Genomic DNA, 23,319 nt, shown 5'->3' with positions numbered 1-23,319 from the left:
GATACGCTGGTCAGATGACTCGCTCCCCCAGTCGTCGCCCGTCCCGGTCATCGCTCACTACCCTTGCCGTCGCCACCGTGCTCTGGCTCTCTGCCTGTGCGACGACGGACACGACGCCGCAGGACGAGACGTCGGGCGAAGGCCAGACGCTGGCTGAGCTCACCCAGACCCTCGACGGCATCGAAGGCCTGACGTTCTCCCGTGTCGACGGCTCAGACCGCAACATCAAGGGCAACAGCGGGTTCACCGTCGACGTGGCCCTCGACCCCGGGTACCAGCTCGACGACCCCGAGGCCCTCGTCACCTACCTCGTCGAAGCAGCCTGGTCGGTCGAGGACAGGACCATGCCGAGCACGACAGTCGAGATCGGCTACCAGGGCATCGTCGGCGACGGGATCGACCTAGGCGAGGCTGCGAAGCAGTCCGGGTGGGTCTCGAGCGAGGCGCGGACCGGTGATGTCTCCCCCCAGGGGTTCTCCAGGGTGTCGATCCCCGTGGCCGACTACGCCGTCGACAACGGCGTGCCGGAGACCGTCGACAGGCTCGGGGAGTGGCCCGGCGAACCGCCCGCAGTCCCCGCCGGGCTCACCTCGCCCCGCGAGGGCTGAGTCGGCGGCTCAGGGATTCAGGTTGCAGGCCCAGTCCTGGGCGTCCCGCAGCTGCAACCTGGCGGAGGCACGCTCGACGCCTGCTGCGGTCATCTGGTCGACCAGCGTGGTGCAGAGCCCGCTCTGCCCGGCGTCGGCGAAGCCCGCGACCACGACGCTCGTCCCGGAGTCGATCACGGTGAGCCTGGCCGCACCGGCCCCGACCGCTGTGGTCATGGCGTCGACCAGGACCTGCTGGCGACCGTCGACCGGTCCCGCGTCGAGCCTGAGCAGCGCCTCGGAGGTGGACCGGCGCTGGATCGACACCTCCCAGGTGGTGGCGTCGACCCCCGCGATGCCGGTCCCGATGCCGGTGACCTCGTCGTAGCTGCCAGCCAGCCCCACAGCGTCCGTGGCCTCCACGGCACACCGCAGGTCGAGGATCGCCCGCTCCCCCGAGCCGTCACCGGTGTCCCGGCGCGCGAGGTTCGCCGAGTGGCAGACGGTCCCGTCGACAGCCTCGAGCATGCCGGTGAGCACCTCGGTGCCGGGGTCGTAGCCGGTCTGGATGCCGGAGAACCCGCCATCTGGCCGAGTCGTGCTCAGGACGATCTGCGTCGCCTCCGGTCGCCTGTCGGGGAGCTCGTCGATCCGCCTGTCGACCTCCGTGAAGGCCGCCAGCTGATCCGCAGCGCTCGGCACGTCGTCCCAGAAGAGCTGGATGGTCAGCGTCGAGCCCTGGCCCGTGTCCACCTGGAAGGACGCGCTGTCGACGAGGCCCTCGTCGATCACGGCCCGCTCGAGCTCGCCCAGGTTCGTCGGGTCGGCGACGGCGGTCGACGTCGGTGAGGACGTGGTCGTCGGGCTGGGATCCGGCGAGCCGGCGCACGCCGTCAGGGCGAGGACGGCTGCGGCGGACAGGGCCACGGAGGTCGAGACTCGGGTGCGCACGACACGAGTCTAGGCACGGCGTCCACCGCTGCCGCGGTAGGCGGTAGCACTCAGGGCCGCTCAGGCGACCGCCAACGGCGTGATCGCTGCGACCTTGTCACGCAGCGCCCGTCGTTCGAGCCGCAGCTCATAGCTCGACTGCAGATTCATCCAGAGCTCCTCGGAGGTCCCGAAGTAGCGCGCTAGACGGATCGCGGTATCCGCCGTGATACCCCGCTTGCCGTGCACGATCTCGTTGATCCGACGCGGCGGCACGCCGATAGCGACCGCGAGCTTGTTCTGCGTGATCCCGAACCCGTTGATGAAGTCCTCCATGAGGATCTCTCCAGGGTGGATCGGGTCGATCAGGTCGGTCTCAGTGGTAGTCGACGAGCTCGACATCTTCCGCACCTCCATCTCTCCAGACGAAGCAGAGACGCCACTGCGCCTTCACACGGATGCTGTGCTGTCCGCGGCGGTCGCCGACCAGACGCTCCAAGCGGTTCCCTGGCGGGACCCGAAGATCGTCGACATCCTTCGCCGCGTGGATCAGCTCAAGCTTCCGCAACGTCACCCGCTGAACCGCCCGGTCTACGCGCTTGGCGTACTGCTCATTCCAGAGGCGCTCGGCGTCCTTGCTGCCGAACGATCTGATCACGGGACCAGCGCATGACGGGCACCGTCATTGACGCTAGACGTTAAAGCGGAACTCCACGACGTCGCCGTCCTGCATGACGTAGTCCTTGCCCTCGATGCGGGCCTTGCCCGCCGAGCGCGCAGCGGCCACGGAACCGGCCTCGATCAGGTCGTCGAAGGAGATGACCTCGGCCTTGATGAAGCCGCGCTCGAAGTCGGTGTGGATCACACCAGCGGCCTGCGGGGCCGTCCAGCCCTTGTGGATGGTCCAGGCGCGGGCTTCCTTCGGACCTGCCGTGAGGTAGGTCTGCAGACCGAGGGTCTCGAAGCCGACACGGGCCAGCTGGTCGAGGCCGGGCTCGGCCTGGCCGGAGTCGGCGAGCATCTCAGCGGCCTCGTCGGGCTCGAGCTCGACGAGCTCGGACTCGAACTTCGCGTCGAGGAAGATCGCCTGGGCGGGCGCGACGAGCGCACGGAGCTCGTCCTGGAACGCCTGGTCGGCGAGGCCTGCGTCGTCGGTGTTGAAGACGTAGATGAAGGGCTTGGCCGTCATGAGCTGCAGACCGGCGAGCTGCTCGAGGTCGAGCTTGGCCTTGGCGGCCCCGGAGAACAGGGTGGTGCCCTCCTCGAGGACCTTCTGCGCGTCCTGGGCCGCGGTCAGCAGGGCGGCGTCGCCCTTCTTGATCTTGACCTCCTTCTCGAGGCGCGGGATCGTCTTCTCGAGAGTCTGGAGGTCGGCGAGGATCAGCTCGGTGTTGATCGTCTCGATGTCGTCCTTGGGCGAGACCTTGCCGTCGACGTGCACGACGTCGGGGTCGGCGAAGGCGCGGGTCACCTGGCAGATCGCCTCGGCCTCGCGGATGTTGGCGAGGAACTTGTTGCCCAGGCCCTCACCCTCGCTCGCACCGCGGACGATCCCGGCGATGTCGACGAAGGACACCGTCGCGGGGAGGATGCGCTCGGAGCCGAAGACCTCGGCGAGCTTCCCCAGGCGGGCGTCCGGCAACGGCACCACGCCGACGTTGGGCTCGATCGTGGCGAACGGGTAGTTCGCCGCGAGCACCTGCGCACGGGTGAGAGCGTTGAAGAGGGTCGACTTGCCGACGTTGGGGAGTCCGGCGATCCCGATAGTGAGGGCCACGGGAGAAGAGTCTACGGGGCTGGCGGCCCTCGATGCCCCGGACGGCCCCGGAGGCGCCCCAGACAGACCCGATGTGATCTTCGCCCGACCTGGTACGCACGTCTCGGATCGCCCACCGCCGTCGGCGATAGTGGTCTGAGCGCACTCGCTCCCCCGCCGACGCCTCTCACCACCGACCGTCGGCCAGCAGCACCGTCCACGGCCCACAGCCGCGCGGACGCACGACCACGAGGACCCCATGACGACCGCACCACCCGCCCCCGGTTCGACGACAGCCGAGGGCACCGCCGCAAGCACGGGCACCACCACATCAGGCGCGACCGGACCGCACACCGCGGGACGAGGAGCCTCGCAGTCCGGCGAGCAGACCGCTCCTGGCAGCGGACCGGACCGTCGCCGTGTCGCCACCTCGCCGATGTTCGTCGGGATGATCGCCCTGGTCTCGCTCGGAGCCTTCGAGTCGCTCGCGGTCTCGACAGCCATGCCCGTGATCGCCGCATCCCTCGACGGTCTGGCCCTGTACGCGCCGGCCTTCGCGCTGACCATCGCGACGTCTGTCATGGGCATGGTGCTCGCGGGACGCTCGACCGACCGCGGGACCGTCGGCCCGTCGCTGCTCGGCGGGGTGGGCGTCTTCGTCCTCGGTCTGCTCCTCGCCGGGCTCGCCCCGTCGATGGGTGTCCTGCTCGTAGGACGCGCGCTCCAGGGGCTCGGGTCGGGGGCGTACATCGTCGCGCTCTACATGATCGTCGCGCGCCAGTACTCGGGGGCGGCGCGGGCCAAGGTGCTCGCGGCCTTCTCCACCGCCTGGGTGGTGCCGTCCCTCGTCGGGCCGCTCCTCGCCGGGATCGTCGTGTCGCACCTCGGGTGGCGGTGGGTGTTCCTCTCGGTCGCGATCCTCGCCGTCCCGGCCGTCCTCATGCTGGTCTCCGCAGTCCGGGACAGCGCCAGGACCGCCACGACCGCGGGCGACGACCCTGCTGCTCCGCCCGCGACAGGCCCGGCCTCACGCCGGGGGGCGCTCTGGTGGGCTGCCGCGGCGAGCGCAGGCGTCGCGCTGATGTCGCTCGGGACCGAGAACCACAGCGCCCCGGGCTACACGATGATCGCGGTCGGCGCCGTCGTGGTCCTCGCGGTCGCCCCACGACTGCTGCCCCGGGGCACGCTGCGTGCGGGGCGCGGGCTGCCGACGGTCATCGCGCTCCGCGGGCTGGTCGCGTCCTCCTTCTACGCCGCCGAGGTGTTCTTGCCGCTGATCCTCCAGCAGGAGCGGGGCTTCAGCCCGGCCCGATCGGGTATCGTCCTCACAGCCGGCGCCGTGACGTGGGCCCTCGGCTCGCTCATGCGCAGCAGGCTCACGTGGTCCTCGGCCGCGTTCTTGAGGCTGGGCACCTGGCTCGTCGTCGTCGCGATCGCGGGGGTGGCGCTGCTCGTGATCCCGTCGGTCCCGGCCGAGCTCACCTACGTCGCGTGGGCTGCCGGCGGCCTCGGGCTCGGCATGGTGTTCCCGACGCTCGCGATCCTCGTCTTCGACCTCTCCCCCACCCACGAGCAGGGGTCGAACACGTCGTCGTTGCAGGTCGCGGACGCCCTGAGCAGCGCGTTCTTGCTGGCCCTCGCCGGGATCGCCATCGCGTGGCTGGTCCCGAGCGTCGGCGGGTTCGGGTACCTCGGGGCCTTCGTTCTCGCGGGGCTGGTCGCCGTCGTGGCAGCGGTGGTCGCACCTCGTGCGACGGCGAACGCTCCGGCGATGGCGGACGCGACGACGACGAAGGCGGGCGCGGCAGGCTGAGCGCGGACCGCTCGCGTCATCGGCTCGCGACCACCTGCTGAAGCAGCTCGGGGGCGCGGTGGTCGTAGACCGCCGCGCCGATCCGCACACCGGCGACCCACCAGAACCCTCCCAGACCCACACCGAGCCCGAGGGCGAGCCAGCCGAGCCCTGGGCTGCTCGAGACGACGGCCACGACCCCGACGGCGACCTCCGGCAGCGCGAGCAGCGCCAGGACGGCCCAGCCACCGGCCTGCGTGGCGAGGTCGGCCACCGCCGACCCCTGGGGCGAGGAGAACGGCCCGTCCCCAGGACGAGGCACCGGGTAGACGAACCGCGCCGACACGACGCTCGAGATCCCGAGGGCTGTGAGCAGGATGCCCACGGAGATCCCCGCGACCGCGGCGAGGTCCTGCCACCGGCCGGTGCTCGCCACGACCCCGAGCACCACGGCCGCGGTCACCGGGAGACCGACGAGCGTCGCCGCGACGACGCGCCCCAGCCTGTCGGCGCGGCCGGGCAGCCCGGCACCGAGGTGCGCCCAGAAGGCTGAGTGGTCGTAGGCCACGTCGGCCGAGATGGTCCATCCGACGAGGAAGGCCGCCAGCGGGCAGGCGACCAGGACAAGTCCGCCGTCGCCGCGGTCGAGCAGGGCGAGCACGAGCGGCAAGAACGGCACGACGGCGAGGGCCCCGAGATAGCGCGGGTCTCGCCGCCAGTAGGTGAGACACCTGGCGGCGACGGCCGCGGCCTGCACTCCCAGGACGCGGTCGAGCAGCCGCTCGACAGGCCGGCCGAGCATGCCTCGTCCTCCGAGCAGCCCTCCGCCTCGGCGTGCCGTCGAGCCGTGCGCCCCAGGGTGGCGGGCTGTCGACGGCGCAGGTCCGACTGCTGCTCTGGCGAGGCCGCGGAGCCACAGGCCGACGAGGACCGCGAGGACGGCGACAGCGATGCCCGCCCGTGCCGCAGCACCGGCGAGGTCATCGGTCGCGACAGCCGCGGGGACTGCCCACGCGGCTCCGAGGGGTGTCCACCCGGCGAGCTCGGCAAGCCTCTCGACCTGGACCGTCCCGGTCGAGCGCGGGACGAGCCATCCGGCTGCAGGGACCGCGACAGCAGCCAGGACGAGCAGGACGAAGACCCCGGAGTCCCGGAACCTGCGCGCCGAGCGGGCCGGCGCCAGCAGGGTCGTCCACGTACGGGACCCGACGACGCACGTCGCCACGGCCAGCACAGCAGCCGGGAGCGCGGCGACGAGCGCCGCCGGGTCCGCCCGCCAGACGACAGTCGAACCTGCGACCAGGAGGACGGTGAGGACGCCTGGCGCTCCGACAAGACCCGCCGCACCCAGCCCGAGGACGAGGTCGCGACGCCGGAGCCCGAAGAGCCGCAGTCGCTCGGCCGAGAGCGTGGAGTCGACCCCGAAGGCCACGAGCGGGACCACCCACCAGGCCGCGACGAGCGCTGCACCTGCGACCACGACCCAGGACGCGGCGAGGGCGGGATCACGTCGCGCGAGGACAGCCAGCGCGACGAGCAGCAGACCGACCACGGCGAGGCCGTAGACGAAGGACAGGACCAGCGCGATCATCTGCCAGACGCTGCGCGTGAGCGCGTTGACGAGCAGCCTGACCTTGAGCGCGACGACATGCCTGGCGACGGGCCGTGAGGGCGGTCGTGCTCCCGGGTCGAAGGCTGGGGGCACAGCCGGGACGTGACCGTCCGCGGGTTCGGCGCCCGGCCCGAGGCCACCCGCCGTCCGGTCCCGCAGCTGTCCCGCCGTCATCGCCCCACGGTAGACGCGGACGCCGACAGCGGCGCGGCGAGGGGGCCGACGGGACGGTGCCCGCCGACCTGGCAGGGCACCATGCCGCCCCGGAGATGTGCCGACCGGCTCAGCGCGCACCAGTCTCTCGCTGGTGCTGTCTCTGCCGGCCCCTGGCTCCCGTGTCGGAGGCTGCGGGCAGGCTGTGCCCATGACGACCTTCTTCTGGTGCGCGCTCACCACCCTGCTCGGTGCGGTCCTCGGCTATGTGCTCGCCGTGGTGCGGTCCGGTGCCCGCGTCCGCCAGAGCGAGGTCGCGGTCGCGCGTGCCGAGGCGGAGCTCGCGGCAGAGCGACGTGGGGCCGGTGAACGCCTCCTCGCGATGCAGCACGACCAGGACCGGCTCTCCGACCAGTTCCGTGCTCTCGCGGCCGATGCCCTGGCCTCGAACAACGAGCAGTTCCTCGGCCTCGCGGAGCAGCGGCTCCGGGCGACCCAGGTGGCCGGGCAGGCCGACCTCGCGTCGCGCACCGAGGCTGTGCAGCAGCTCGTCGCACCGCTGACCCGCTCCTTGAGCGACGTCCGCCAGCAGATGCAGGTCGCCGAAGAGGCGCGGATCGCGAGCACGTCGGCGCTCGCCGAGCAGGTCCGCGGGATGCGTGAGGCGTCAGAGCTGCTGCGCACCCAGACCGGGTCTCTCGTCTCTGCCCTGCGCACCTCCGACATCCGAGGTGCCTGGGGCGAGATGCAGCTGCGCCGGGTGGTCGAGGTGGCAGGGATGCTCAACAGGGTGGACTTCGTCGAGCAGAGCCACGTCTCGACCGACGACGGGGCGCTGCGCCCCGACATGGTCGTGCACCTCGCCGGCGGCAAGAACATCGTGGTCGACTCGAAGGTCGCCTTCCTCGGGTACCTCGACGCACAGCAGGCGACCGACCCGACGTACCGGGCGGAGCGGTTGGCAGCCCACGCCCGGCACGTGCGCAAGCACATCGACGACCTGGGGTCGAAGCGGTACTGGGACCAGTTCGCGCCGTCGCCGGAGTTCGTGGTGATGTTCATCCCCGCCGAGCCGTTCCTCGCGGCAGCCGTCGAAGAAGACCCGGCGTTGCTCGAGTACGCCTTCGGGCGCAACGTCGTCATCGTGACGCCCATGACGCTCATGGCCCTGCTGCGCACGGTCTCCTACGCGTGGCGTCAAGAGGCCCTCGCGGAGAACGCGCAGAAGGTCCTCGAGGTGGGCAAAGAGCTGCACGGTCGCCTCGCGACGATGGGCAGCCACCTCACCCGGCTGGGCCGGCAGATCCAGGGTGCGGCCGACGCCTACAACAAGACCGTCGCCTCGCTCGAGACGCGGGTCCTCGTCAGTGCCCGAAGGTTCGCGGAGCTCGACGTGGTCGACACCGACCTGGAGACCCCTCCCCCGGTCAGCCCGCACCTCGGGGTCGTGAGCGCACCCGAGCTGCTGGCCTCGGCCGACGAGTCGCTCGTCGACCTGGACGACCTCAGACGGGGTTGACCGTCAGCGAGCGGCGGTTGCCGCGCTTCGGGTGAGTCTCCTCGCCGGCCTTCTTCAGGTCGGCGCGGAGCTCGCGAGGCAGCGAGAACATGAGGTCTTCGGTGGCGGTGCGCACCTCTTCGACCTGGCCGTAGCCGCGCTCGGCGAGGTAGGCGAGCACCTCGTCGACGAGGATCTCGGGGACCGAGGCACCCGAGCTCACACCGACGGTGCGGACACCGTCGAGCCAGGACTCGTCGATCTCCTTGGCGTAGTCCACGAGGTACGACGCGCGGGCACCGGCGTTGAGCGCGACCTCGACGAGGCGCACGGAGTTGGAGGAGTTGGTCGAGCCGACGACGATCACGAGGTCGCACTCGGGGGCCAGCTTCTTCACGGCGACCTGGCGGTTCTGCGTCGCGTAGCAGATGTCGTCGCTGGGCGGGTCCTGCAGGGTCGGGAAGCGCTCGCGCAGACGACGCACGGTCTCCATCGTCTCGTCGACCGAGAGCGTGGTCTGCGAGATCCAGATGACCTTGTCAGGGTCGCGGACGGTGACCTTGTCGACCTCGTCGGGCGAGTTGACGATCTGGATGTGCTCGGGGGCCTCACCAGCCGTGCCCTCGACCTCTTCGTGGCCGTCGTGGCCGATCAGCAAGATATCGTAGTCGTCAGAGGCGAAGCGGACAGCCTCCTTGTGGACCTTCGTCACGAGGGGGCACGTCGCGTCGATCGTCTGCAACGAGCGAGCCTCGGCGGCAGCGACGACCGCGGGCGAGACGCCGTGCGCGGAGAACACGACGCGGGCACCCTCGGGCACCTCGTCGGTCTCGTCCACGAAGATCGCACCGCGGTCGCTGAGCGTCTCGACGACGAACTTATTGTGGACGATCTCCTTGCGCACGTAGATCGGCGCACCGTGCAGCGCGAGGGCCTTCTCGACGGCGATGACAGCGCGGTCCACGCCGGCGCAGTACCCGCGCGGGGCGGCGAGCAGGACGCGTCCGGGCGCCTGGGCGGTGCCGTCGGCGCTGGCGTCGGCGGACGTGCGAGCAGTCGCGAGAGGAAGAGTTGTCACGTCGTCGAGTCTAGGCGACAGGCCCTGCGCACCCCAGCCCTGCGGCCGCTTCCAGGGGGTGGGGCACGACACCCTCACATCTGGGAATGAAACGGGGCGCGGCTCAGGGCTCGCTGGGGATGGCTGTGGAGTCGGGGTAGAGAAGTCGCCAGTGGTCCGGGTCGGGGACGCCGAACTCTTCGATCGCGGCGCGCGTGTCGTCCGTGAGGTAGCAGCCAGATTCGACAGTCACACCGAGTGATACCTCCGAGCCGAACCGGATGACACTATCCCGGTCGCCGAAGATCTCGAGCTGGTGGAGGCCTGGCCCCTCTGCGAGCATCAGCGGGTCGTCGAACCCGTGGTCGGCTGCCACGGCGGAGATGACGTCGACCGCCTCCGCCCAGTCCTCGTGGTCGATAGCTTGGTCCTCGGCGAACGCTGTCACGTAGACCGACCGACCATCGAGCACGTCGTAGGTCCCACCGCAGACGGTCCCCCTGCTGAAGCGGCTCTCCACCACCCAGCCTGTCGACCCGAATCTCTCGTCGAGTGCATCACGAAGCTCGAGGCTGAGTCCCTCGAATCCAGACCGAGCGTCCTCGGCGCTCGGCTGCGCCATCAGCTCGTCGATGTCCGCGAGAATGGTTGCCTCGTCGGTCTCCTGCTCCGTGGACATCGTGCTGTCGTCGACGCAGCCGGTCAACAAGCCACCTACAAGAGCGAACACCGAGATGACACCGACCTTCCGCGCTCTGGAAGCTCCTGGTCGAGACACGGTCAACGTCAGCTCACTCTCTCGGCGGGGACGACCGTCGAGTCAGGGTAGAGCAGGTTCCAGTAGGCCGGATCAGGGACTCCGTATCGCTCGGTCGCAGCACGGTCGTCTTCGCGGAGGACGCACCCTGAGCTGACGTCGACCGCAAGGGCAGAGTTCGCGTAGATGACGATCTGCGCATCCCCGTCCGCGAAGAGGTGTTGTCGAGAGCCGGCCTGCTCTGCCACCACGCCGATGTCCTCGAACCCGGAGGCGCCGACGGCGGCTGCTACGACGGCGACCACCCTGGTCCACGTCTCGTCGTCGATCACCGGAGACGGGGCGCGACTCGTCACCTGGGCTACGACGCCGCCGAGGTGCGCTGGCACATCGGCACACGCCCCGCTCGGCCTCACGCGGGGCTCGACCTCCCATTCGAGAGACCCGAGCTCATCATCGAGTGCATCTCGCACCGAGCTGGAGAGCGCCTCGTACCGAGCCTCCATGTCCTCGGCGCTGGGGAGCTCCATCAGGTCTTCGAGGGCACGGAGGGACGATGCCTCATCGACCTCTGGCTGGACCGGTGGGTCGCCCGGACTGACCTGACAGCTGACCAGGAGGCCGAGACCCGTCAGCGCAGCAGTCCACCGGAGCCTCGACCGTAGTGACGCAGAGCTGGCTGGAAGCTGTGACCGGGCCACCCTCGCCTCCATCGCCTCACTCACTGTCGCCCCACTCCGGTCGGCCGAACGTCTGGGAAAGAAGCCGAGCAGCGCTCAGCTCTCCGTGGGGATGGCGGTGGAGTCAGGGTAGAGGAGGCGCCAGTGCTCCGGGTCCGGGACGCCGAACTGCTCGATCGCGGATCGGTCTGACTCTCTGAGATAGCACCCCGACTCGACTGTGACTCCGAACGACGTGTTGGAGTACATGCGGACGACACTGTCCCGAGCGCCGAAGATCTCCGTCTGGTGCGAACCTGGCTGGTCTGCCACGACAACTTCGTGGGTGAAGCCTTCAGGACCGACGACTCCCGTGACGACGTCGACAGCGCGCGTCCAGTCATCGCCTTCGAGCGGGCGGTCAAGGGTGCGGCTCATGATCGACACCGACCGACCCTCCAGCCTCTGGAAGCGACCGCTGCACACTGGCCCTGTCGCCAGACCTCCCTCGACGTCCCAGTCGCTCGACCCGAACTCATCGTCGAGCGCCTGCCGGATCGCCCGGGCAAGATCGTCATAAGTCGGTTCGACGAGCTCCACGCTAGGCAGAGCCATCAGCTCGTCGATCGCGGCAAGAGTGATCGCCTCGTCGGTGTAGTTCTCAGTCGGCACCATGCCCCCGTCTCCGTCGCAACCAGCGATCACCCCACACCCCACAGCGAGCAGTGCCGACAATGCAGCGACTCGAGCGACGGTGCCATTTCTCGAACGGAACCTACCTCCCATCAACTCACCTTCCCTGCGTTACCGGTCAAGATATTTGCAAGGTTAAACTGACTGAGCGACTGATCGAGCAGATACTGGGAGTGCCCCGAGCTCCCGGCACTCCACCCGTCCTTCGGCCCCAGAGGATCCACTACAGGGAGCTGTTTCCATCCAAGCGGCGCCGGATCGACATAGCCTGTCAGAGGAGGCATGGGAGGAGTCGCGACCCATCGATCATGGGGCACGTCTCCGAGCTCACGCCCGTGCGCCAGTGTTCCTTGGTAGAGGATGATCGGGTCGTCCGGCGCAAGCATAGAATACTTGCCAACGCCGTCGGCGCCGCCGTCTCCGATCCCTGGCGCACCGTAAACCACGAGATCGTCGATCATCGAGCCCTTGATCGCAGCCCCGTCACCACCGACCACGGCGCCGTATGAATGAGCCATCACTGTGACATGCGGCCCCTCGCCGCCTCCCCCGGAGTAGATGTTCGTTGCGTCAAGTCCACGCGTAAACCGAGCCAGCAGAGGCGCTCCGACACTTGCGTAACTACGACTAGTGGCGTCGGTGAGCTCTCCCGGAGCATCGTATGAGAGCCAGGCGACGATCGATACCCCCTCGTCCGGACTCATGACTTGCTCGCGAGACTTTGCGAGCAGCTTCTCGGCGTCACGGTCGAAGTTCCTTATGCCACCGGCCACGGTTGTGCCTGTCCCACCAACGAGCACGCCCACATGATCTGCCACATCTGGGTCACCTACCGCCACAGCAGCTTTGGCCGAGGGGCCTTGGAAGTCAGCATGGAGCAGAAGCCGGACCGGCCCAGGGCGATCGATGACCTCCTCAAGGGCGTCGAGCGCCAGGATCTTAGAGCGGACGCGGTCTCCCTCGAGAACGAGCCTGTCCCAGTCAGGATTCTTGACCAAAATCTTACGACTGTCGAACGACCAGATCCCTTTTTCGATGAGAATGAACTCAGAAACACCCTCCAAGGCACCTTCTATGCGCGCCTTGTCCGACATAAGCGCCGTTCGAAGCTCAGCGAGCTGAGAACGGTTTGCCTCGTCCCGAACCTTCGCCGGGATCCCGTCCCGGTTGCCGATCAGAGCCGGGAACGATGCGATGAAGATCGCCTGCGACTCTGCAGGCACGGTGTTCCACCATGCTGTGACTTCCTCGGGCTTCATGCCCCAGAAGAAGAAGGGGTTCAGGACGACGTCGAAGACCTCGTCGGGGTATCCCCATCCTCCTGTGCCCGCAGGCACACTCCAGGGCACGGTTGCAGTACTCGTGTCGAAGGCCGGCGCGTCAACGGGGATCGACGCGATAGCCCGAGCGCACGCCTCCTCCGCCTCGCAGAGCTCCTGTTCCGCTGCTGCCACCTCGCTCGTGAGCACGCTGTTCTGCGTAACCATCACAGGGTCCTGCTGCCACGAGTCGTCGCCCTTCGCGACGGTGCGGAACGAGGCGATCGAGGTGGCGGCCCGAGCCCTCCTGGCCTCCGCCGCCTCGGCCTCGATCGCGAAGGTCGTCAAGGCCCGGGCGACTGCCTGGGCAGCGGTCGAGAAGCTCTCCGACGCCGTCCGCACCGGCTCCATGGATCCGAGCAGCTGCTGGGTCTCGGGCGCCGAGTAGCCGTCGGCCACGCGGAACCACGACGTCGTCGCCTCAGCACCCGCGCCCGCGTGGGCCTCGGCTTGGTTCCCGACAGCGCGGGCCGCGTCGAAGACCGCCTCTGTGTCCACGCGCGCCCCCGAAGGCGCAGTGACGAGGCGCCTCACCAGGCGATCCTCGGTGCGAAGCGATCGCTCCCCACCTGAGAGCGGTCTGAGCCGTCAGCCATCTCGACCTGGGCCTGGTCGTACGCCCGGAGCGCGCTCTCGGTGCCGTCAGCGACGGCCTGGGCTCTGGCAGACGACCAGTGAGCCAACGGCGCTGCCCGGGCGGCGAAGTCGTCGAGCGCAGCTTGCACGATGGCGCTGCCCCCTCCTCCGCGCACGACAGCAGCGATGGTGTCGTTCCCCGAGTCGGCGAGCCGCTGCGCGGCCCGCCTGGTCTCGGACGTGACGTCAAGAACTGATGCTGGGCTGATCGCCCATCCCCCCACAGGCATGCGTCGAGAGTACACAGCCTGGTCACAGGCTTGTACCCGGTGTCGGCGGCATAGGGCACTCTAGACAGGTGGCACATCCCGACAGCACCGCACCCGAGACCGCCTCGACCGACGCCACTGCTGCGCGTCAGCCGCTCGCGGCGAAGGCGGCCGACACCACCGCCGAGAACCCGTGGCCCGTCAGGCTGCTCTCGGCCAAGATCAGCGACTACATCGACCGGATGGCTCCGCTGTGGGTCGAGGGGCAGGTCGTACAGCTCAACCGGAGGCCGGGCGCGGGCATGGCGTTCTTGACGCTCCGCGACACCGACGCCGACATGTCCCTGCCCGTCTCCGTGTACGCTAAGGTCCTCGATGCCGTCACCGCGCCGATCGACGAGGGCGCGCACGTCGTGGTCCGCGCCAAGCCCACGTTCTGGACCAAGCGCGGGTCCTTCCAGCTGCAGGCCGACCAGCTCAAGCCTGTCGGCGTCGGCGAGCTGCTCGCCCGCATCGAGCACCTCAAGCGGGTGCTCGCCGCCGAGGGGCTCTTCGACCTCGGCCGCAAGAAGCCGCTGCCGTTCCTGCCGCGCGTCGTCGGGCTGGTGTGCGGGCGTGAGTCCAAGGCCGAGCACGACGTGGTCGTCAACGCCCGCGCCCGCTGGCCGCAGGTTCGGTTCGAGATCCGTGAGGTCGCCGTCCAGGGGGTCTCCGCGGTCCCGCAGGTGAGCGCCGCCATCGCCGAGCTCGACGCGAACCCCGACGTCGAGGTGATCGTCGTGGCCCGTGGCGGCGGCGCCGTCGAAGACCTCTTGCCCTTCAGCAATGAGGCGCTCGTCCGGGCGGCCTCCGCCTGCCGGACGCCGCTCGTCAGCGCGATCGGCCACGAGACCGACGCCCCGCTGCTCGACCTCGTCGCCGACTACCGCGCCTCCACACCGACCGATGCCGCCAAGCGGATCGTGCCGGACGTCAGCGAAGAACGCGCACGCCTCACCCAGGCGCTGAGCCGGATGCGCTCGGCGGTCACCCACCGTGTCCGCCAAGAGCAGGCCGGGCTCGACGCGACCCGGTCACGCCCCGTGCTGGCCTCCCCGCACACGATGATCGAGACCCGTGAGCGCGACGTCGAGGCCGCTGTCCGTGCTGGGCGCTCAGGCCTCGACAGGCTGCTGAGCAGCGCGTCGTCGACCGTCGACCGCCTCGCGGCCCAGGTCCGGGCACTGTCCCCCGCCGCAACACTCGACCGCGGCTACGCGGTCGTCCAAGGACCCGACGGCGGGGTGGTCCGCTCCCCCGACGACGTCGCGACAGGCGACGCCCTGCGCATCCGCCTCGCCTCCGGCGAGATCACCGCCACCACCCGCTAGAGATTTGGTGTACTTCTCTCATGACTGCTGACAGCACCACCTCCCACGGCGCCGCAGACGACCTGTCTGCGCTCAGCTACGAGCAGGCGCGCGACGAGCTCGTCCAGGTCGTCGCCCGCCTCGAGGCCGGCGGCGAGCCGCTCGAGGCCTCGCTCGCTCTCTGGGAGCGCGGCGAGGCCCTCGCAGCACGCTGCCAGGAGTGGCTCGACGGAGCCCGCAAGAAGCTCGATGCCGCCCGTACCGATGCGGGTGGCAGCACGACCGATCTCGACGACGAGTAAGGACCCTCGATGACCCCGCCCAGCCCCCAGCAGTCCGCCGAGCCGCTCGCCCTCGTGGTGGGCGAGGCGCTCATCGACGTGGTGCACCGCGCCGACGGGACCGTCGACGAGCACCCGGGCGGCAGCCCGGCGAACGTCGCGCTGACCCTCGGACGGCTCGACCGCCGCGCCCAGCTTCTCGCGTGGATCGGGACGGACAGCTACGGCGACAGGATCCGCGGCTGGCTCTCGGGCTCTCACGTGGAGCTGGCGCCCGGCAGCGACGGTGCAGCGTCCACGTCGATCGCCACAGCCCACCTCGGTGCCGACGGTGGTGCAACGTATGACTTCGACCTCACCTGGGCTCTGCCCGCCGACGTCGTGATCCCTGACGAGACCGTCGTGGTGCACACGGGCTCGATCGCCGCGGTCCTCGAGCCCGGTGCGGCAGGGGTCCGTCGGGTGCTCGCCGCAGCACGTCCGCGGGCGACGGTCACCTACGACCCGAACATCCGTCCCACGCTCATGGGGCAGCCAGGAGACGTCCGCCCCGTCGTCGAGTCCCTCGTGGCCAGCGCCGACGTCGTCAAGGTGAGCGACGAAGACCTGCACTGGCTCTACCCCGGCGCGGACCTCGACGTCGTCGCGACGCGCTGGCAGCGCAGCGGGCCGGCCGTCGTCGTGGTGACCTACGGCGGTGACGGCGCCGTCGCGGTGACCGCGGACCACAGGCTCGAGGTGGCTGCGCCGCGCGTCGAGGTCGCCGACACCGTCGGCGCAGGCGACTCCTTCATGGGGGCGCTCCTGCACGGGTTGTGGTCGGCCGGACTGCTCGGTGCTGCGCACCGCGCACAGCTCGCCGCGATCGACGAGGCAACCCTGACAGCGGTCCTCGAGCAGTGCGTCAAGGTCGCCGCGATCACCGTGTCCCGTGCCGGTGCCAACCCGCCCAGGCTCCGCGAGCTGACGCCGACCGTCTGATCTGACGAGACGGACGAGCGCCACGGCCGGGCGGAGGCGCATCATCAAGACGGTGCGCCTCCGCCCTGCTCCGCGCACCGACGGACGAGAGAAGGATCTTCATGCCTCACCACGACACCCCCGCGGCCGCCTGGGCCGAGCTCCGCGCAGGCAACACGCGGTTCATCGAGGACAAGATGGAGCACCCCTCGCAGGGGTTCGACAGGCGTGAGCAGCTCAAGGTCGCCCAGCACCCCTTCGCCGTGGTCTTCGGCTGCTCAGACTCGCGGGTCGCGGCCGAGATCATCTTCGACCAGGGCCTCGGTGACGTCTTCGTGGTCCGCACCGCCGGGCACGTCGTCGACACCACGGTGATCGGGTCGATCGAGTACGGCGTCGACGTCCTCGACACCCGCCTCGTGGTCGTCCTCGGGCACGACAGCTGTGGCGCGGTCGCCGCCGCCGCCCATGCCCTCGCGACGGGCGAGCAGCCGACGGGCTTCGTCAGGGCTGTCGTCGACCGCGTCATCCCGTCGATCGTCGGCATCACCTCCGCGAACGGCGGTGGCTTCGAGACTGTGTCGGCCGACGTGCTGCGGCGCGAGCACGTGCGCCACACGGTGTCGATGCTGCACTCCTACTCCGCAGGCCTGGCCAAGGCCGTCGAAGAGGGTCGCTGCGCGATCGTCGGTGTCGAGTACGACCTCGCCGACGGGCACGCCCGCCTCATCGAGGCCATCGGCGACATCGGCGACGCCGAGTTCGACGTCTGACACGGACCGCAAGGCCGTACCTTCCCATCCGAGGTCGCACCCCCACCCCCGAGGTCGTACGGACACGCCAGCATCAACTCTCCAGAGGTTGATTCCGGCGTGTCCGTACGACCTCGCGCAACGAGGTGCGACCTGGGAGACGAGGGTGCGACCTGGGGAGCGACGGTGCGACCTCGCGCGACGAAGGGCGACCTGGGGGGCGAGGGTGCGACCCGGGGGACGAAGGTGCGACCTCGCGGGGACCGCGGCGGGCCCGGCTCGTGCTGACCAGGGCGCGTGCGGCACGATGGTCCTATGACTACTGCACCTGACACCGACGTCACCGGCGAGTTCCGCATCGAGCACGACACGATGGGCGAGGTCCGCGTCCCCGCGGCCGCCCTCTACCGTGCGCAGACCCAGCGTGCCGTCGAGAACTTCCCGATCTCCGGGACCCCCCTCGAACGCAGCCACATCGAGGCCCTCGCCCGCGTCAAGAAGGCCGCCGCGCAGGCCAACGCCGAGCTCGGCGTCCTCGAGGCGGACCTCGCCCAGGCCATCGTCGACGCCGCCGAGGCCGTCGCCCAGGGCGGGTACGACGAGCACTTCCCCCTCGACGTCTTCCAGACGGGCTCTGGCACGTCGTCGAACATGAACACCAACGAGGTCATCGCCGAGCTCGCGACTCGTGCCCTGGGCCGCGAGGTGCACCCGAACGACCACGTCAACGCGTCGCAGTCGTCCAACGACGTGTTCCCGACCTCGGTCCACGTCGCCGCGACGGCCGGCGTCGTCCGCACCCTGATCCCCGCCCTCGACCACCTCGCGACGTCGCTCGAGGCCAAGGCCACCGAGTTCGCGACCGTCGTGAAGTCCGGCCGCACGCACCTCATGGACGCGACGCCAGTCACGCTCGGCCAGGAGTTCGGCGGGTACGCCGCCGCCGTCCGCTACGGCATCGAGCGTCTCGAGTCCGCGCTCCCCCGCGCCGCCGAGGTCCCCCTCGGCGGGACCGCCGTCGGCACCGGGATCAACACCCCGGCCGGGTTCCCGCAGCGCGTCATCGCGCTCCTCGTCGAAGACACCGGCCTCCCGCTCACCGAGGCACGCGACCACTTCGAGGCGCAGTCGGGCCGCGACGGCCTCGTCGAGCTCTCGGGCGCGCTGCGCAGCATCGCCGTGAGCATCACGAAGATCTGCAACGACCTGCGCTGGATGGGCTCGGGTCCCAACACAGGCCTCGGCGAGATCGCGATCCCCGACCTCCAGCCCGGGTCGTCGATCATGCCCGGCAAGGTCAACCCGGTCATCCCGGAGGCCGTGCTCATGGTCGCCGCCCGCGTGATCGGCAACGACGCGACCGTCGCCTGGGCCGGTGCGAGCGGCTCCTTCGAGCTCAACGTGCAGATCCCCGTGATCGCGCTCGGTGTGCTCGAGTCGATCCGCCTGCTGTCGAACGCCTCAGTGCTGCTCGCCGACAAGACCGTCGACGGCATCACCGCGAACGTCGAGCGGGCCCGTGCTCTCGCCGAGTCGTCACCGTCGATCGTCACACCGCTCAACCGGGTGATCGGCTACGAGGCTGCTGCGAAGGTGGCCAAGCACTCCGTGAAGAACGGTCTGACGGTGCGCGAGGCCGTGATCGACCTCGGTTTTGTCGAGCGTGGAGAGGTCACCGAGGCCCAGCTCGACTCGGCCCTCGACGTGCTCGCCATGACGCGCCCGCCGCAGGCCTGACTCCCACGGCTGCACAGCTGGCCTCGCAGCGCCGAGTCCCTCCCGGGTCTCGGCGCTGCGTCGTCTGCGCTCCGCGCACCGAGGACCCCGCCCTCGCCTACCCTGGAGCAGGACCGTCCGAAGGAGCTGACCGACCATGACCGAGCCGGGTGCACGCGCACGGGTAGACACGTGGGTGTGGTGCGTCCGCCTGTTCCGTACCCGCACGCTCGCCGCGGCGGCGTGCCGCGCGGGGCACGTGCGCGTCAACGGTGACCGGGCAAAACCTGCGACCCCCGTCGGTCCGGGCGACGAGGTGCGGGTCCGGGTCGAGGGTCTCGAGCGGATCGTCGTCGTGACCAGGCCGATCACCCGGCGGGTGGGCGCCGCCGTCGTCCCCGACTGCCTGGTCGACCACTCTCCGCCGCCCCCGACGAAGCTCGACACCCCTGCCGTCCCGGTCCGCGACCGTGGCGCCGGACGCCCGACCAAGCGCGAGCGCCGGGAGATCGACGCGCTGCGCGGGCGCGCTCTCGACTGACGGCAGCGGCCCGTCCGGCGGTAGTGTCGCGCGGGTGACCGTGCTCATCGACGCCCCGCTGTGGCCCGCCCACGGCACCCTGTGGTCCCACCTCGTCTCGGACCTCTCCCTCGACGAGCTGCACGACTTCGCAGCCCGCGCAGGGATCGCACGGCGGGCCTTCGACCTCGACCACTACGACGTGCCCGAGGCCAGGTTCGCCGAGCTCGTCGCCCTCGGGGCCGTCCCCACAGACCGCCGCGAGCTGGTGCGCAGGCTCACGGCGGCGGGGCTGCGGGTCGCCGGCCACGCGCGGGGTGCCGCGAAGCGGGCTGCTCTCCAGGCACGCTGGGACGCACTGCTGCCCGGGACGCCGACGGTCGGGGCTGAGCTCCTCGACCGCTGGTACGAGCCCCACCGCACCTATCACGGGCCCGCGCACCTGACCCACGTGCTCGACTCCCTCGTGGTCCTCGACCCGGACCAGACAGCGCCGCGGGCCGTCGCCCTCGCGCTGTGGTTCCACGACGCCGTGCACGACGGCGCGGCGGGCGCTGACGAGGCAGCGTCGGCCGCCCTCGCGGGCGAGGTGCTCGGAGCCATGGGAGCCACGAGCACCGCGGTCGGCACCGCGGAGGCCCAGGGCACCGCGGAGGCCCAGGGCACCGCGGAGGCCCAGGGCACCGCGGAGGCCCAGGGCACCGGGGAGGCCCAGGGCACCGAGGCAGCCGAGGTCGCGGCCTGGGTCGAGAGCACCGAGATCGCCGAGGTGCAGCGGCTCGTCCTGCTCACCACGCACCACGACCCGGCCCTCGACGACCACGCGGGTGCGCTCGTGTGCGACGCCGACCTCGCGATCCTCGCCAGCGCGCCGGACCGCTACACCCGCTACACCGAGCAGGTCCGCCGGGAGTACACGCACGTGCCCGACGAGGTCTTCGCCCCGGCGCGCGCGGAGATCTTGGAGCGGCTGCTCGACGCCGGACCGTTCTTCAGGACGGCTGTGGGGTCAGAGCGCTGGGAGGCCACGGCGCGGCGCAACGTCTCCGACGAGATCGTGCGGCTGCGCGGCCACGGCGCGAGCCGCTGACGTCGCGCAGGAAAGAGTGTCTCGCTGCCCGGCGGGATGGCGCGTGACGAGCGGAGATGCCGAGCGGCCGGGTGACGGTGCCGCGCTCAGAGCGCCGGGGCCTCGACCGTGCGGAGCATCCGGGCGAGCAGACCTTCGAGCACCGCGATCTCGTCGGCGTCGAGCCCGGCGAGCACCCCGGCGTCTCGCTCGAGCTGCCGGGGGAAGAGCCTGTCGACAGTGTCCACGCCAGCCGACGTCAGGGTGACCAGCACCACGCGTCGGTCCCGCTCGGTCCCCGTGCGCTCCACGAGCCCCTCGTCGGCGAGGCGGTCCAGGCGCTTGGTGATCGCCGCTGCCGAGGCCCGGGTGACCGTCGTGATCTCGCTCGGTCGCAGCGCCCGACCAGCCCGCCGCAGAGCTGTGAGCAGGTCGAACTCCCCGCGGGTGAGCCCTTCGGGGGCGAGGTTGGTGTCGCTGGCTGCCGTCAGGGCGGCAGCGATCCGCATGACCCGTCCGACGACGAGCACGGGTGAGACATCGAGGTCTGGTCGCTGCTCGGCCCACTGCGCGACGACCTGCTCCGTGAAGTCCATCTCAGCCCCCAACTATTTTCTCAGTAAAATACTTGTGAAACACTGGTCGTGAGACTACAGCTTCCCCACCCGAGAGGACACCACTCCCCCGTGCTCACCACGACGACCCCGCCCGGACCACCTGCGACGCGACGTGCTGCGGCGCGCGGGCTGCTCTCGACGAGCCACCTCGCCGCCGCGCTCACCATGCAGCCGGCCGACGCGACGGTGGCCGCCGCGCTGCGTGCCGGGTTCGCCGTGGGGGCCGCGCTCGTCCTCGGGCACCTGTCCGGGCTCCCGGGCGCTGCTGGTTTTGCCGCACTGGGCGCTCTCGCGTCGGTCTACGTGCGGTGGGCGCCCTACAGGCGCCGGGCCGAGCTCGTCGGGATCGCCGGGCTGATGATCACCGGGGCCGTCGCCGTCGCGTCGCTCACCGCCCTCGCCGGGTGGCCCGCACCTGTCGAGATGTTCGTCGTCGCGCTCGTCGCCGCGGGGACCAGCCTGCTCACCCTCGCCGTCCGGACAGGTCCGCCCGGACCGGTCATGGCGATCTTCGCCGCCGGGGCGGCCGTCGCCGGAGACCCGAGCCTCACGGACGTCGGCGTCCGGACCGGGGCGACGCTCGGGGGTGCTGTGCTCGCGTGGCTCGTCTGCCTCTCCGGGTACGTCCTGCGCCCGAGCGAGCCCGCCGGACTCGCTGTGCGGCGCGCGCTGCGCACCGAGCCCCTCGACCCGACCCGGCTCGCCCAGGCCCGCGAGGTCCTCGCCGACGACCTCAGCCACCGTCGCACCGCCCCGGCGGCCCGTGACCTCGCGCTGCTGCTCGTCGAGGTAGAAGACGGCGAGAGCGCCTCGGTCACCGTCGACTCCGACCTGCGGGTCCCCGAGCGCCGCTCCCTGCTCCAGGTAGCGCGGGAGACGGTGCACTCGGGCGAGGTGACGGTCCCCGTCCTGCGGATCGGCATCGGCGCGCTTGTCGCCTCGCTCGCCGCACTGGCCCTCGGCTGGGGTCACCCGGCCTGGGCCGCGGTCGGTGCGGCGGCGGCGCTCCAGGGCCGGCACATCCACACCAACACCCCGCGCGCCCTCCAGCGTGCAGTCGGCACAGCGGTCGGCGCACTCCTCGCCTGGCCGCTGCTCGAGGCGCACCTCGGGTTCTGGGTGGTCGTCGCGGTGGTCGTGGTGTTGCAGGTCGTCACCGAGCTGTTCGTGCTGCGCAACTACGCCGTCGCGATGCTCGTCATCACGCCGATGGCGCTGATGATGACGTCGCTCGGGGCTCCGGCCGACGGAGCACTGGCCCTCGACCGGGCACTGACGACAGTGCTCGGCGCTGCGGTCGGGGTGCTCATGACTGTCGTGGTGCACGACAGGTGGGAGCAGACAGCAGGGCGATAGCGCGCGGCCAGGCCTGGGGCCGGCCGGGACCACGAGCAGCCTGACGCTCTCCTGGCAGACTACGAGCGCCCCACCCTCGAGACCCCCGCAGAGGCCGGGGCCGAGATCTCCGGGGACGAGGTCCTCGACCGCGGTGGGCTCTGACGGTCTTCTGGGCGCGGAGCGACGTCGAACACCAGGCGGGCCTCGTGGGCGAGCACAGAGGCTGGAGACCTGAGTGCCTCGGCGAGCTCCTGGCACCACGTGCAGCCGCGCAGGTGCCGGTCGTAGCGCCTGGCCGCAGACCACGAGAGCCACCCAGCAGCCCGTGACCCGGTGCGCCGCAGGTTCCACACGCACCCGTCGGGGACCGTCTCGTCCTCCAGCAGGTCCATGACCCACTCAGCACGCAAGGTGGTGTGGGCCAGCCTGTATGCAGTGCGCACCTCGGCGGGCCCTTCGCCGACGAGCCTCTCGACCTCGCCCCACCCCATCTCCTCGACGTCGACGTACCACACGACCGACTGCATCCGAGGTGGCAGCCTGTGCAGCGCTCGCAGGACCGGGGCTGATGACCTGCCACCGGGGCGAGGGTGGCCGAGGAGGTCGGCGACAGCCGTGTAGACAGAGAGCCGGAACGGCTCCAGACCTACCCGGTCGCGGGCGTAGCGGTCCTGGGCGATGTCGATCATGACGACCGCGAACGCGTCGTTGACCACGGACGAGACCGCACTCTCGTCCGCGACGAGCCGCCGGGCCAGACGCGCCACAGCCTCGACGTGGCGGGTCCAGAGCTCGAGGAACGCGTCGGGGTCGCCCGTACGGGTCGCCTCGACGAGAGCGATGTCGCTGTCACCGAGCGCGCGCACCTGCGCCCTCGTGCCGACCGTGGGAACCACGAGAGAGCTGGACGGGGTCTCGAGTCCCACGGACGCCTCCGATCTCGACCGGGCGCGGCCTGGTGCCACGCCCTCTCATCAGAGAGACTCGGCCGACGGGCGAGCATGACGCGAGAGTGCCACCGTCTTCTCTCCGGCCTCCACGGATCGTCGGACCACGGCT

24 protein-coding genes are annotated in these 23,319 nt (G+C 70.5%); 11 read left to right on the top strand and 13 right to left on the bottom strand.

The window, feature by feature from the left end; all coding sequences use genetic code 11:
- The first annotated feature begins 77 nt into the window (after positions 1-77).
- A complete protein-coding gene (locus HZZ10_RS09870; RefSeq protein WP_179913377.1) occupies positions 78-608 on the top strand; it encodes a hypothetical protein in 531 nt (176 codons plus the stop codon).
- A 9-nt stretch (positions 609-617) separates the two neighbouring features.
- Here the strand turns inward: HZZ10_RS09870 and HZZ10_RS09865 are convergent, their stop codons facing one another.
- Genes HZZ10_RS09865 through ychF form a run of 4 tightly spaced genes read right to left on the bottom strand, consistent with a single transcriptional unit; the run spans position 618 to position 3,294 of the window.
- Entirely contained in the window at positions 618-1,538 is a 921-nt protein-coding gene (locus HZZ10_RS09865) for a hypothetical protein (protein WP_179913376.1), read from the bottom strand.
- A gap of 60 nt (positions 1,539-1,598) precedes the next feature.
- A complete protein-coding gene (locus HZZ10_RS09860; RefSeq protein ID WP_056129388.1) occupies positions 1,599-1,919 on the bottom strand; it encodes a HigA family addiction module antitoxin in 321 nt (106 codons plus the stop codon).
- Positions 1,894-2,175: a type II toxin-antitoxin system RelE/ParE family toxin gene (locus HZZ10_RS09855; RefSeq protein WP_179913375.1), complete on the bottom strand. Its 282-nt coding sequence runs from the start codon at positions 2,173-2,175 to the stop codon at positions 1,894-1,896. Before HZZ10_RS09855 ends, HZZ10_RS09860 begins: the two co-directional genes overlap by 26 nt.
- 33 nt (positions 2,176-2,208) lie before the next feature.
- Complete coding sequence (ychF, locus tag HZZ10_RS09850) at positions 2,209-3,294, bottom strand: redox-regulated ATPase YchF (RefSeq protein ID WP_056129384.1); 1,086 nt, start codon at positions 3,292-3,294, stop codon at positions 2,209-2,211.
- 238 nt (positions 3,295-3,532) lie between these two features.
- Between ychF and HZZ10_RS09845 the strand changes: the two genes are divergently transcribed.
- Positions 3,533-5,086: an MFS transporter gene (locus tag HZZ10_RS09845; RefSeq protein ID WP_179913374.1), complete on the top strand. Its 1,554-nt coding sequence runs from the start codon at positions 3,533-3,535 to the stop codon at positions 5,084-5,086.
- 16 nt (positions 5,087-5,102) lie between these two features.
- Here HZZ10_RS09845 and HZZ10_RS09840 read toward each other — a convergent pair whose 3' ends face one another.
- On the bottom strand, positions 5,103-6,851 hold the full coding sequence (locus HZZ10_RS09840) for a hypothetical protein (RefSeq protein WP_179913373.1): 1,749 nt from the start codon (positions 6,849-6,851) through the stop codon (positions 5,103-5,105).
- 190 nt (positions 6,852-7,041) lie between these two features.
- Here HZZ10_RS09840 and HZZ10_RS09835 point away from each other — a divergent pair, with 190 nt between their 5' ends.
- On the top strand, positions 7,042-8,349 hold the full coding sequence (locus HZZ10_RS09835) for a DNA recombination protein RmuC (protein ID WP_179913372.1): 1,308 nt from the start codon (positions 7,042-7,044) through the stop codon (positions 8,347-8,349).
- Here HZZ10_RS09835 and HZZ10_RS09830 read toward each other — a convergent pair.
- From HZZ10_RS09830 to HZZ10_RS09805, 6 genes are all read right to left on the bottom strand, one after another.
- Complete coding sequence (locus tag HZZ10_RS09830; protein ID WP_056130737.1) at positions 8,336-9,325, bottom strand: 4-hydroxy-3-methylbut-2-enyl diphosphate reductase; 990 nt, start codon at positions 9,323-9,325, stop codon at positions 8,336-8,338. The genes HZZ10_RS09835 and HZZ10_RS09830 overlap by 14 nt on opposite strands.
- A gap of 184 nt (positions 9,326-9,509) precedes the next feature.
- A complete protein-coding gene (locus HZZ10_RS09825) occupies positions 9,510-10,064 on the bottom strand; it encodes an LppA family lipoprotein (protein WP_179913371.1) in 555 nt (184 codons plus the stop codon).
- A gap of 107 nt (positions 10,065-10,171) precedes the next feature.
- Complete coding sequence (locus HZZ10_RS09820) at positions 10,172-10,855, bottom strand: LppA family lipoprotein (protein ID WP_228087367.1); 684 nt, start codon at positions 10,853-10,855, stop codon at positions 10,172-10,174.
- 63 nt (positions 10,856-10,918) lie between these two features.
- Positions 10,919-11,476 (bottom strand): LppA family lipoprotein, encoded by a 558-nt coding sequence (locus HZZ10_RS09815; RefSeq protein WP_179913369.1) that lies wholly within the window; start codon positions 11,474-11,476, stop codon positions 10,919-10,921.
- Between the two features lie 110 nt (positions 11,477-11,586).
- A complete protein-coding gene (locus HZZ10_RS09810; RefSeq protein ID WP_179913368.1) occupies positions 11,587-13,347 on the bottom strand; it encodes an alpha/beta hydrolase in 1,761 nt (586 codons plus the stop codon).
- Positions 13,344-13,679 (bottom strand): DUF6507 family protein, encoded by a 336-nt coding sequence (locus tag HZZ10_RS09805; protein WP_179913367.1) that lies wholly within the window; start codon positions 13,677-13,679, stop codon positions 13,344-13,346. The genes HZZ10_RS09810 and HZZ10_RS09805 overlap by 4 nt, the downstream gene beginning before the upstream one ends.
- A 68-nt stretch (positions 13,680-13,747) precedes the next feature.
- Between HZZ10_RS09805 and xseA the strand changes: the two genes are divergently transcribed.
- From xseA to HZZ10_RS09770, 7 genes are all read left to right on the top strand, one after another.
- Complete coding sequence (gene xseA, locus HZZ10_RS09800) at positions 13,748-15,028, top strand: exodeoxyribonuclease VII large subunit (protein ID WP_179913366.1); 1,281 nt, start codon at positions 13,748-13,750, stop codon at positions 15,026-15,028.
- Between the two features lie 20 nt (positions 15,029-15,048).
- A complete protein-coding gene (locus HZZ10_RS09795; RefSeq protein ID WP_056129356.1) occupies positions 15,049-15,309 on the top strand; it encodes an exodeoxyribonuclease VII small subunit in 261 nt (86 codons plus the stop codon).
- Between the two features lie 9 nt (positions 15,310-15,318).
- Positions 15,319-16,269 carry a carbohydrate kinase family protein gene (locus HZZ10_RS09790; protein ID WP_179913365.1) on the top strand — a complete coding sequence of 317 codons (951 nt, stop codon included), beginning with the start codon at positions 15,319-15,321 and terminating at the stop codon, positions 16,267-16,269.
- 101 nt (positions 16,270-16,370) lie between these two features.
- Positions 16,371-17,021 (top strand): carbonic anhydrase, encoded by a 651-nt coding sequence (locus HZZ10_RS09785; RefSeq protein WP_179913364.1) that lies wholly within the window; start codon positions 16,371-16,373, stop codon positions 17,019-17,021.
- A gap of 294 nt (positions 17,022-17,315) precedes the next feature.
- Entirely contained in the window at positions 17,316-18,737 is a 1,422-nt protein-coding gene (locus HZZ10_RS09780; protein WP_179913363.1) for a class II fumarate hydratase, read from the top strand.
- A gap of 136 nt (positions 18,738-18,873) precedes the next feature.
- Complete coding sequence (locus HZZ10_RS09775; protein ID WP_179913362.1) at positions 18,874-19,257, top strand: RNA-binding S4 domain-containing protein; 384 nt, start codon at positions 18,874-18,876, stop codon at positions 19,255-19,257.
- Positions 19,258-19,291: 34 nt separating this feature from the next.
- Complete coding sequence (locus HZZ10_RS09770; RefSeq protein WP_179913361.1) at positions 19,292-20,326, top strand: DUF4031 domain-containing protein; 1,035 nt, start codon at positions 19,292-19,294, stop codon at positions 20,324-20,326.
- A gap of 86 nt (positions 20,327-20,412) precedes the next feature.
- Here the strand turns inward: HZZ10_RS09770 and HZZ10_RS09765 are convergent, their stop codons facing one another.
- On the bottom strand, positions 20,413-20,901 hold the full coding sequence (locus tag HZZ10_RS09765; RefSeq protein ID WP_179913360.1) for a MarR family winged helix-turn-helix transcriptional regulator: 489 nt from the start codon (positions 20,899-20,901) through the stop codon (positions 20,413-20,415).
- A gap of 90 nt (positions 20,902-20,991) precedes the next feature.
- On the opposite strand from HZZ10_RS09765, the gene HZZ10_RS09760 reads away from it, so the two are divergent.
- Positions 20,992-22,278 carry an FUSC family protein gene (locus HZZ10_RS09760; RefSeq protein WP_179913359.1) on the top strand — a complete coding sequence of 429 codons (1,287 nt, stop codon included), beginning with the start codon at positions 20,992-20,994 and terminating at the stop codon, positions 22,276-22,278.
- Between the two features lie 59 nt (positions 22,279-22,337).
- Here HZZ10_RS09760 and HZZ10_RS09755 read toward each other — a convergent pair whose 3' ends face one another.
- Positions 22,338-23,186 carry an RNA polymerase sigma factor gene (locus tag HZZ10_RS09755; RefSeq protein WP_179913358.1) on the bottom strand — a complete coding sequence of 283 codons (849 nt, stop codon included), beginning with the start codon at positions 23,184-23,186 and terminating at the stop codon, positions 22,338-22,340.
- Positions 23,187-23,319 lie beyond the last annotated feature (133 nt).

Source organism: Sanguibacter inulinus, assembly GCF_013415325.1.
Taxonomy (GTDB): domain Bacteria; phylum Actinomycetota; class Actinomycetes; order Actinomycetales; family Cellulomonadaceae; genus Sanguibacter; species Sanguibacter inulinus.
The sequence above is the reverse complement of the archived record's forward strand: the minus strand, read 5'-3'. Positions and strand labels throughout refer to the sequence as shown.

Excerpts from the sequence above, each read along its gene's own strand:
- HZZ10_RS09765 (WP_179913360.1), bottom strand. The coding sequence starts at position 20,901 with ATGGACTTCACGGAGCAGGTCGTCGCGCAGTGGGCCGAGCAGCGACCA.
- HZZ10_RS09860 (WP_056129388.1), bottom strand. The coding sequence starts at position 1,919 with ATGTCGAGCTCGTCGACTACCACTGAGACCGACCTGATCGACCCGATC.
- HZZ10_RS09780 (WP_179913363.1), top strand. The coding sequence starts at position 17,316 with ATGACTACTGCACCTGACACCGACGTCACCGGCGAGTTCCGCATCGAG.
- HZZ10_RS09820 (WP_228087367.1), bottom strand. The coding sequence starts at position 10,855 with ATGGAGGCGAGGGTGGCCCGGTCACAGCTTCCAGCCAGCTCTGCGTCA.
- HZZ10_RS09795 (WP_056129356.1), top strand. The coding sequence starts at position 15,049 with ATGACTGCTGACAGCACCACCTCCCACGGCGCCGCAGACGACCTGTCT.
- HZZ10_RS09825 (WP_179913371.1), bottom strand. The coding sequence starts at position 10,064 with ATGTCCACGGAGCAGGAGACCGACGAGGCAACCATTCTCGCGGACATC.
- HZZ10_RS09775 (WP_179913362.1), top strand. The coding sequence starts at position 18,874 with ATGACCGAGCCGGGTGCACGCGCACGGGTAGACACGTGGGTGTGGTGC.
- HZZ10_RS09840 (WP_179913373.1), bottom strand. The coding sequence starts at position 6,851 with ATGACGGCGGGACAGCTGCGGGACCGGACGGCGGGTGGCCTCGGGCCG.
- HZZ10_RS09805 (WP_179913367.1), bottom strand. The coding sequence starts at position 13,679 with ATGCCTGTGGGGGGATGGGCGATCAGCCCAGCATCAGTTCTTGACGTC.
- HZZ10_RS09845 (WP_179913374.1), top strand. The coding sequence starts at position 3,533 with ATGACGACCGCACCACCCGCCCCCGGTTCGACGACAGCCGAGGGCACC.
- HZZ10_RS09835 (WP_179913372.1), top strand. The coding sequence starts at position 7,042 with ATGACGACCTTCTTCTGGTGCGCGCTCACCACCCTGCTCGGTGCGGTC.
- HZZ10_RS09815 (WP_179913369.1), bottom strand. The coding sequence starts at position 11,476 with ATGGTGCCGACTGAGAACTACACCGACGAGGCGATCACTCTTGCCGCG.
- HZZ10_RS09785 (WP_179913364.1), top strand. The coding sequence starts at position 16,371 with ATGCCTCACCACGACACCCCCGCGGCCGCCTGGGCCGAGCTCCGCGCA.
- HZZ10_RS09790 (WP_179913365.1), top strand. The coding sequence starts at position 15,319 with ATGACCCCGCCCAGCCCCCAGCAGTCCGCCGAGCCGCTCGCCCTCGTG.